General features: G+C 43.4%; 5 protein-coding genes. All 5 read right to left on the bottom strand.

Annotated features, from left to right (window positions below):
* Positions 1-32: 32 nt before the first annotated feature.
* The gene (rapA, locus tag DPG01_RS13575) at positions 33-2,870 is read right to left on the bottom strand and encodes an RNA polymerase-associated protein RapA (RefSeq protein WP_086209363.1); all 2,838 of its coding nucleotides are present in this window, start codon (positions 2,868-2,870) and stop codon (positions 33-35) included.
* A gap of 137 nt (positions 2,871-3,007) precedes the next feature.
* A complete protein-coding gene (locus DPG01_RS13570; RefSeq protein ID WP_228157006.1) occupies positions 3,008-3,694 on the bottom strand; it encodes an RluA family pseudouridine synthase in 687 nt (228 codons plus the stop codon).
* Positions 3,695-3,825: 131 nt separating this feature from the next.
* Positions 3,826-4,941, bottom strand: a complete 1,116-nt coding sequence (locus DPG01_RS13565; protein WP_110975453.1) for an ABC transporter permease — start codon at positions 4,939-4,941, stop codon at positions 3,826-3,828.
* 19 nt (positions 4,942-4,960) lie between these two features.
* Positions 4,961-6,091, bottom strand: coding sequence for an ABC transporter permease (locus tag DPG01_RS13560; RefSeq protein WP_110975450.1), 1,131 nt, complete (start codon positions 6,089-6,091; stop codon positions 4,961-4,963).
* A 25-nt stretch (positions 6,092-6,116) separates the two neighbouring features.
* On the bottom strand, positions 6,117-8,027 hold the full coding sequence (locus tag DPG01_RS13555) for an ATP-binding cassette domain-containing protein (RefSeq protein ID WP_110975449.1): 1,911 nt from the start codon (positions 8,025-8,027) through the stop codon (positions 6,117-6,119).
* Position 8,028 lies beyond the last annotated feature (1 nt).

The raw sequence follows: 8,028 nt of genomic DNA, 5'->3' as shown, positions 1-8,028 counted from the left end.
ACCCGAAGGTGCTTTTCATACAGCAATTGCGATTATGGTTTAACCACAACCATCACTTGAATGGCTTCTGGTGTGACCGATAGACCATCGAGTAAACCAAGACCTTCTTTTTGCAGTTTTTGTAGACGCAAAATCTCATCTTCACGAATACTCGGATTAAACTGCTTTAAGTAAGTCAGACGGTCAATTTCGTATTGCCACTTACTACCGTAGACTTCTTTCGCTTGTTGCACAAAATTCGGTAAAGCCGAACGTGCAAGCTCTAATGCTTGCACATAACGCTGTTCAATCACTTCACGGCGTGCTTTCACCACTTGGCGACAGCTATTGCCATCCAAATGATGCAAATACGGTTTTAAAATTTCAGGCGCAATTTTCTGCGACAGGTCTTGACCTTTTTCACTCAGCAAGACGCGAACCAATTGTTGCGGTAAGCTTGAAGGTAAATTCAATGCTTTCGGTGCCACCACATCGACCTTAAACCAAACTTCTAACAGCACCGAACCTTGCGGTAAAGCAGCTGACTTCAACACTGCAACGTTAGTACTACCAAAACCTTGAGTGTTGATCATTTCCATCACACTTTCAGTAAATGGATGCTCAAGGGTTAAATACTGAGCATCTTCACGTACCTGAGCCTGATCACGATAGAAAGTCGCTGTCATACCTTCTTCGTCCAAGGTTAAACCTTGAACTTGCATTTGATCGGTTGGTTTAATGATCACAGTACCATTGCTTTGCTCGTCAAAATCAATATTTGTCGACGCCATAAAGCGCTTCATAAACATTGGCAAAGTGGTATTGTCATCATATTCTTCAAGCGCTTGCACGATTTCTTGCGCCACAATTGGACGGCATGAGTTGTATTCAAGCAAACGGTCACGACCTGATTGTAACTCAGCCTCTAATGCTTCGCGTTGTACGCTGACCGCTTCGAGTAAGTCATCAAACTGCTGACCTTTATCTGCCAGTAAGCAATCTTTCAATTCAACAATAAAGTTTTCTTGTAAAGTTTGCGCAGTTGGAGAGATATTACTAAAAATATTTAATGCTTCGTTATACCAACGGAACATGCGTTCTTGCGCTGTGCCAATTAGATATGGCACATGAATTTGAATCCGGTTTTCTTGACCAATACGATCCAAACGACCAATACGTTGTTCAAGTACATCTGGGTTTGCAGGCAAATCAAATAAAATCAGATCTGATGCAAACTGGAAGTTACGACCTTCAGAACCAATTTCAGAGCACAGTAAAATTTGTGCACCATAAGACTCTTCGGCAAAGTAAGCCGAGGCTTGGTCACGCTCAAGTAAACTCATGCCTTCATGGAACATCGCGGTACGAATACCTGCATGTAAGCGGAGTACATTTTCAAGTGCTTCAACCACTGGACCACTACGTGCAATCAGCAACACTTTTTTGTGTTTTAAGTCTGTACGTAGTTTTTCCATGAGCCACATGACACGTGGGTCAGCTTCCATCCAAGCACCGTCAAGTTGTGCTTCTTCTGGCCACATTTGTTCACGTAATTTACCGTCTTTAGACCAGTTTTCTGGGGCAGGCAAAGGTGCAGGCTGACAGTCACGACCTGGGAAGCCTTGAATAGCTTCACGGGTGTTGCGGAACAAAATACGCCCTGTACCATGACGGTCTAAAAGCTCATGAATGGCACGGAAGCGTTGTTCAGGTGCATCTTCAATGCGGTGCCCCAACAAACCTTCAAGCGCTGTCAAATGCCCTTCTTCAAGTGGCATATCTGACATGAGCACTTCAGCAATTTTTGCAGTTTGCTGATACTGGGTTTCTTCATCCAAGAACCGATCTAAAGAGCTAAAACGCTGTGGGTCAAGTAAACGTAAACGCGCAAAATGGCTTTCTACACCTAGCTGTTCTGGGGTTGCAGTTAACAGCAAAACACCCGGTGTTTTTTCTGCTAACTCTTCGATCAAGTCATAACGGTCATTGCCACCGTCTTCCTCATTCCACATCAAGTGATGTGCCTCATCGACCACCAACAGATCAAAACCAGCTTCTAGGGCTTGTTCACGTAAGTCATCATGGTCAATCATTAAATCAATTGAGGCAATGATGCATTGTTCTGTTAAAAATGGATTGAGATCAGGGTCATGCTCTTTGATTGAAGCCGTACGGGTTAAATCAAATAACGAGAAGTTCAAATTGAAACGGCGGCGCATTTCAATCATCCATTGATACTGCAGTGAATCGGGTACCAAAATTAGGATGCGTTCTGAACGGCCCGTTTTAAGCTGTTGATGGATGATCAACCCAGCTTCAATGGTTTTCCCTAAGCCGACTTCATCGGCTAAAAGAACACGGGGAGCAAAACGCTGACCCACTTCGTGTGCAATATATAACTGGTGTGGAATCAGGCCGACACGTGAACCAACCATGCCACGTAAAGGACTCGACTTCATATTGGCTTGCATCAACATCGCTTCAATACGTAAGTCGTACCATTCTTTATAGTCAATTTGACTTGCCAATAAGCGATCAAGCGGTTTAGACAACTGAATTTGAGCGCCAATGCGAGTTTCATTCAGTGATTTACGCTCTTCTGTGCCATCTTCTAAACGACGTACAACGTTATAACGCACAACGCCGTGACGGTCTTCTTGAGACTCAACGATCCACTTCGTCCCTTCTTGATCTTGCAGCTCATCGTTCACGTTGAAGATGATACGGGATAAAGGTGCATTATTTCGTGCATAAACACGCGTTTCATCACTTTTAGGGAATAAGATGCTGACAGATCGCTCATCTACATCAATAAGAACTCCTAGACCTAGTTCCGTTTCAGTATCTGATAACCAACGTTGACCAATAGCAAACTGCTGCAATTTTTCCACCTTTATCTACAAGTATAGGACTGCAAATTTAATGCTCAAACACTGTTTGATATTTGAGCAAAATTATACACCTTTAAGCAATATATTTTGACATAAAGCTCACTAAAAAAGTGAGCAAATTTGATGATTCCAATGACTTAAAACGGTACTGGACAAATAAATTCGACACGTTCATCCGTTTGAGGATGGTGAAAGCTCAGACGCTCTGCATGTAAACACAATCTTGGCATGATTACTTGCTGCTCAGGAGAAGCATAAAGCGTATCTCCAACGATAGGATGACCTAAAAACTGCATGTGTACACGAAGTTGATGTGAGCGTCCTGTAATTGGGGTGAGTGCTACGCGGGTCACGGACTGGCCCTGTATTTCAAAATGCTCTAAGGCCTTCCACTCCGTCACAGCAGGCTTGTTATGGCTGGGCTCTGCAATATGTAACGGTGGACGTGCAGGATCATAAATAACAGGTACATCAACAATACCCTGACCCTCTAAATAACCAGCCACAATCGCTTGATAGGTTTTATCGGTTTGACGTTCTTGAAACTGACGAGAAATGGATTTTTGTCCCCAACGACTGAGAGCAAAAACCAAGATACCAGAAGTATCACGATCAAGACGGTGGATCAGTAGAGTTTTAGGTTCAAGTCTGACTAAACGATTGATCATGCAATCTTGTAAGTCTTCTGTCTTCCCCGGAACGGTGAGTATACCTGCAGGCTTATGGATGACCATGAAGTCTTCATCTCGATGAATCAGGTGTTCGGTTAGAAAATTACTCAAGGTTCCATTCCAAGCTGATCGCGAAAACAAGCGGGCAATAATAAAAAGCTTAAGCTAGAAATACAATGCAAAAATCGTTTTTTTTGATGCTTAGGCAACATTGAATGCGTTATTTAACGACAAACACATGAACTTCCTCGTATCACATAAAATATGTATCACCCATATTTCCGCTATGACAAACGATTTTTAAATAACCATGCAGCCAAAGGCAAGGTGATCAACGCCAAAATCAGCATCGGCAAAAAGTCCCATTTCACCTGACTAAAGCCTGCACCTTCTAAATATACCCGTTGTACCAAGTCAATACCGAAACGAAGCGGATTGGCATAAGTCAGCCAATTCAACACATTTGGCATATTTTGAACTGGCGTTAATAGACCTGATAAAAGCGTCAAAGGCATAATCAGAAAAAAAGTATACAGCATGGCTTGTTGCATATTCAGCGCAATCGCCGAAATAGACAACCCAACACCAACGACTGCAATATTAAAAGCAAACAATCCAAAATAAATCAGCAACAATGAGCCATTCATCGGGATCTGAAACCAAAACAGGATGATCGCTAAAATAATCGAAGACTGAATCACACCAATCAGTATGGGTGGAATTGCCTTACCAATCATAATCTGCGTCGGTGTGTAAGGCGTCACCAAGAGCTGATCAAACGTTCCCTGCTCCCGCTCCCGCGCCACAGATAAAGCAGAAAGTAAAAGCGTCTGCATCATACTTAATGTTGCAATCAAAGATGGCATCATGCCCCATCTGGACTCTAAATTTGGGTTATACCATGTGCGTGACTGAACGGTAACTGCAGACGTTGAACCCAACCGCTCTTGATTGACCTGGGTCACTATACTGCTGATATAAGAGCCCGCCATGCCTGCCGTAGACGAGTTCCTACCATCCAAGACCACTTGGATTGCCGAAGATTCATTATTATTGAGCTTATCCTCAAAATCTGTGGGAATCGTAATCACTGCAAGTGCTGAACGGTCATTAATGACCTGTTGAATCTGGGCCGTATTCTGCAAATCTGCTGTGCGTTTAAATACACCCGAACCATCCAAATGCGATAGTATTTGCTGCGAAGCCTGACTATGACTTTGGTCCAGCACAGCATAATCTACATGATTGACATCATAACTGGCAGCATAACCAAAGAGCAGAGCTTGCAGAAATATAGGAATAATCAATGTTATCCGATTGACAGGATCAACCAAAATAGTCAAAAATTCTTTTTTGGTTAGCACCACAAGATAATGAAACCAGCGCTGAAATGTCGCCATGAATTGTTGCATGATGTTCTTACCTCAGACGCTTTTTCAATGTACGCGCTGTAATCACAGTGAGCACGACAATATAAATCAACAAAATGCCACATTCTTTGAGCCATAAAGACCAGTCATCTCCACCTAAAAATAAGGTTTTGACCAATGTCATATAATGTGTTGCAGGCAATACATTGCTAATGATCTGCACCACTAAAGGCAGATTTCGTGTATCAAACACAAAACCTGACAGCATCATGGCAGGCATGAAACTCGCTAAAAGTGCCATTTGACTGGCTTGGAACTGACTTTGCGATACCCCTGAAATCATTAACCCTAGTAATAAAGACACCATTAAATATAAAAATGATGCACTGATCACCGATAAAAGTGATGCGCGAATAGGAACTTCAAATAAGTAATGTGCCGCCAACAGACAGACCACAATATCGACCATACCAATCACGATATAAGGTGCTAACTTGGATAAAACAATTTCCAAAGGGCGAATGGGTGTTACAAACATTGCTTCTAAAGTGCCACGTTCTCGCTCACGTGCAATCAGTAACCCCGTTAAAAATGCACCGACCAAAGTCAAAATCAACACAATCAAACCAGGCACTAAAAACCAGGTACTATTGCCCGACTCATTGAACCACATACGCTGATCTACACTGATTACACCTGTAGTTGAACTACTGTTGGTACGGTCAGCTTGTATTGAACTCACCGTATTTAAGGCACTGGCTATATAGCCCTGTAGTGAAGACGCTATACTGGTGGAACGACCATTATTGATAATCTGCACCGTGGCAGAACCATTGGCATATTGCGCTGCAAAATCACTGGGCACATTGAGAATGGCATCAATATCATCATCCCCCATTGCCGCTTGCGCTTGTGCAAAACTTGGATAATGGATCACCGTGATATATTTCGAGCCGTTTAAACCACTGAGGACTTGGCTACTTTGTGGTGTCGGATTTTGATCGACCACACCGACACGACCATTGGTCAAGTCAAAAGACAGGCCGTATCCAAAAAGCAATATCAAAATAATGGGTAAAATAAAACCGATCGCCATGCTACTTTTATCACGCAATAACTGCTTCGTCTCCTTGCGTGTCAGTGCAATGAGCCTTGTCCAAAATGCTGAGCGATGACTCATACAGCTCTCCTCATTTGATCTCGTCTCATACGCTCGCCTCTTTTACTTGCTGACTCGCACGAGATTGCTCCACAATCGCAATAAAAGCACTGTTCATATCATTGACACCTTCACCATGCACCATACTTCGGATGTCTTTGGGTGTACCAAGTGCCAACATTTTCCCTGCATCCTGAATCGCGATACGATCGCAATATTCTGCTTCTTCCATAAAATGTGTGGTGATAATAATAGTAATGCCTTGATTGGCGAGCTCACCAATGGTGTACCAGAACGCACGTCGCGCCAACGGGTCGATACCACTGGTCGGTTCATCTAAAAACACAATTTCAGGCTGATGTAACAGTGCTGCGGCCATCGACAAACGCTGCTTAAAGCCATTGGGTAAATCACCACTTTTAGCATGTGGCTTGAGTTCAAACTGATGTAATGCCTGATCAATTTGTTGCTTTAGATGTTTGCCTGATAATCCATACGCACCGCCAAAAAACTTTAAGTTATCCAAAACACTTAAGTTGCCATATAGGGCGAATTTCTGAGATACATAACCAATTTTGGCTCTCGCTTGTGCACGTGCTGTACGCAGATTCATCCCCGCTACTTCGAGTACACCACTACTGGCAGGAAGCAGACCACACAGCATACGAAACGTCGTGGTTTTGCCGGCACCATTTGGCCCAAGCAATCCGAAAATTTCCCCACGTGATACATCAAACGAGGTACTGGCCACGGCGGTAAAATCACCAAATGTACGCACGAGACCCTGAACCACAATGACAGGTGCTTCTGCTTTACTATCTAAATCTGCGTTGCTGTCTAAACGCACTTTCGTATTCGGGACTTTTTCAGCATTGATCGGCTTGGTCTGAACGATGTTTGCATTAATGCTCTGCTCATTGCTTTGGGCATAGCTTTGATCTGTGTTTAATCCTGTTATCGCCAGATCGTTATTCTCAGCCACACCTGAGTCTACGGTGTTTTTTTCTACATGCTTTGCTTCATGCAAAAGCAACATAAATGCATCTTCAAGTTCTGCTGCTCTCGCTTCTGCAACAACACCTTGTGGCAGTTGATCAGGCGGAAGAATCGGATGTTCAGTTCGGGTAATAAAACGTACCACATCGCCTTTAGGCACTGCATCTGCAATGTATTTGTGATTATCCAATAGATGTGCTTGTAACACCCTCGCCTTCATCCCTTGACTCGGTTTCACTTGCCATGTTTGACCTTTGGCATAGTCTGTCAGTGCTTCAGGTGAACCCTGTTTGAGGACTTGCCCCTCCAACATGACATACACATCATGACAACGTTCCGCTTCATCCATATACGCTGTGCTGATAATGACACTCAAGTTCTCATCTTTCACTAACTGTTCAATGATGATCCACAAATCACGGCGTGATAGCGGGTCAACCCCAACACTGGGTTCATCGAGCAGTAATAACTCTGGTGAACGAACTAAAGTACAAGCCAAGCCCAACTTTTGCTTCATCCCTCCAGATAACTTCCCCGCAGGTCGCTCTGAAAATCGTGCTAAATCGGTAATTTTAAGCAAGCGATCAAAGCGTTCTTTACGTACATCCGCAGGTACACCATGTAGGTCGGCATATAAATCTAAATTTTCTTGAATGCTTAAATCTTCATATAAACCAAATTTCTGAGGCATATAGCTGATACGATCTTGTACAGACTGAGGGTCTTTGGCCACATCAATCCCAAGAACTTCCAAGCTTCCAGCAGTAGGCTCATACAAACCTGCAATCAATCTCAGCAATGTGGTTTTCCCCGCGCCATCAGGCCCAACCAAAGCAGCCAATTGTCCTGCCTTGATTTGCATATTCAGTCCTTGCAGCGCATACACATCTTCAGCGCCTTTTTGCTCAGCTTTGAAAACTTGCTTTAAATCCTGAGCGATCATCACGCAATCTGAAGACATC

Source organism: Acinetobacter sp. WCHAc060042 (assembly GCF_003231195.1).
Classification (GTDB): Bacteria; Pseudomonadota; Gammaproteobacteria; order Pseudomonadales; family Moraxellaceae; genus Acinetobacter.
Note: the sequence above shows the minus strand (reverse complement) of the source record. Positions and strands in the feature narration are given on the sequence as shown.